Source organism: Actinomadura sp. 7K507 (assembly GCF_004348425.1).
Taxonomy (GTDB): Bacteria; Actinomycetota; Actinomycetes; order Streptosporangiales; family Streptosporangiaceae; genus Spirillospora.
The window spans coordinates 1-1963 of the sequence record NZ_SMKK01000498.1; the positions used below are offsets into that span (position 1 = coordinate 1).

General features: G+C 72.9%; 1 protein-coding gene and 2 pseudogenes. 1 reads left to right on the forward strand and 2 read right to left on the reverse strand.

Annotated elements, in window-relative coordinates:
* Positions 1-466, forward strand: a pseudogene (locus tag E1285_RS44805) (hypothetical protein); the annotation flags it as partial.
* Between the two features lie 19 nt (positions 467-485).
* Here E1285_RS44805 and E1285_RS44810 read toward each other — a convergent pair.
* Both E1285_RS44810 and E1285_RS46350 read right to left on the reverse strand, forming a co-directional pair.
* Complete coding sequence (locus E1285_RS44810) at positions 486-1718, reverse strand: glycosyltransferase (RefSeq protein ID WP_243723488.1); 1233 nt, start codon at positions 1716-1718, stop codon at positions 486-488.
* A 9-nt stretch (positions 1719-1727) separates the two neighbouring features.
* Positions 1728-1963 (reverse strand): annotated as a pseudogene (locus E1285_RS46350) (hypothetical protein); the annotation flags it as partial.

A 1963-nucleotide genomic window follows, 5' to 3' on the forward strand; every position in this document is an offset into this window, starting at 1 on the left:
CTGCGGGGCGGGAGCGCCGCCCAGCGCACCCGGCGCCTTCGACCCGGCGAACGGCGGCGCTCCCGCCCCGCAGGGCGTGCCTCGCACCCGGCCGGGCCCCTCTGAGCCGCCTGCGAGCATGCCGGAGCCGGCGTATGTGCCGCCCGTCCGTTCGCGTCCCGTCCATTCGAGGGACGACGCGAACGAGGCGTTCCGGGCCGCCGCGCAGCCGGCCGCGAACGATTTCCCGGGCGGGGAACCACCGAAGCTCGTCTTCAGGACGCCCCCCAGCTCTGAGGCGCCGCCCGCCCAGGCACCGGAGTCCGGGGCGTACAACCGGCCGCCCAGGGACCCCTGGAACCCGTGGGCGGACGGCCCTCCCGAGCCGGGCCCGCCACCGCCACGCCGCACCAAACGGGGCATCGTCCCCAACCCGGACGGCACCGGATGGCACTGGGGCGAGGTAGAGGACGACGGCACTCCCTAGGGACGCCATGGCGGCGGTCCTACCGCAGGAGCGAGTCGATGATCTCCTGGGCCCGGCCTACGCCGTCCTCGCCGCGGATCTGGTGCCCGAGTTCGTTCGCCCGGTCCGCCATTTCCTGATCCCGGACGGCACGCCGGATCTTCGACGCCAGCCGGGGAACCGTCACCGCGCGGAACGGCAGCGGAGCCGGCCCGGCCCCCAGTGACGCGACGCGCTCGCCCCAGTAGGGCTGGTCCCCGAAGAACGGGCACACCACGGTCGGCACACCCGCCCGCAGCCCCGCCGCGGTCGTCCCCGCGCCCCCGTGATGCACGACCGCGGCCATCCGCGGGAAAAGCCACGAATGCGGGACGTCCCGAACCGCGAGCACCTGGTCGTCCGAAGTTTCGGGATCGCCCTGCACGATGCCCCGCACCCCGGCGAGCTTCAATGCCGTCCGCACGGCCAGCGCGGCCATTCCGGCGTCCTTCGGCACCATGCTCCCGAACCCGGCGTACACCGGCGCGGGGCCCGCCGCCAGAAAGTCCGCGAGCTCCCGTGGGGGCCTCCAGTCGGGCTCGTCGAGGAACCAGTACCCGGTGAGGTTCACGTTGGACGGCCAGTCCCCGGGCCTCGGAACCACGGCCGGGCTGAAGCACGCCAGCACCTGCCCGCCGTCCGCCCGCCGGCCGCGCACCGGCAGCCGCCGCAGCCCCAGCGTCTCGTCCCGCCACGGGTTGATGAACGGCCGCGACAGCTGCCACGCGATCTGGTCGACCGCCCGGAAACTCGCCCGGTTCGCCCACGGCCCGAGAATTCGCGCCTGCGGAACGAACGGATGCGGGAAAGCGCCGGTCGGCTGACTCGGCTGGAAATGAATCAGCGCCCAGGGAATTCCGAGATGCTCGCCGATATGCTGGGGAAGAAAACCGAGTGTGGGGCCCAAAATGAGGTCGGCGCCTTTACAGGCGTCCAAACACTCCGCGAGCAGCCGCTCGGCCATCGGTGCCAGGATTCGCCGGAACCCGCCGAGGAACTTCACCGGGTTCCGGCCGCCCGCCAGCAACTCCTGGCCGGCATCGGATTCGAGGATCTCGGTCGGATCCGCCGTCAGCGGCGCGAGTTCCAGACCGGCGGCGACGACCATGGGCGAGTACCGCGCACTCGCCACCAGCCGCACCTCGTCCCCCCGCTGCCGCAGCACGCGGCCCAGCGCGACGCAAGGCTGGATGTCCCCCCGCGACCCCGCCGCGAAGATCACGATTGTGCTCACGCTGTCCTCCTACCAGGCGTCCCTGCGGGGTTTGGGCTGCGGTTCGTCCGCCGGGTTCTCCTCGGGAACATAGGGCTCGTACCACCCGTCCGGAGGTGTCGGCCGTTCACCGTCCTCCGCGTCCTCAGCCTGCGGAGGGGAGGCTTCACCGGCCTCAAGCGTCCCCGCCACGCCGTCGTCCGGATCGTCCTCCACGGGCTGCCGTCTGGTGGCTCGGGTCTCGCCGGGGGGTCGCGGGCCGGGGG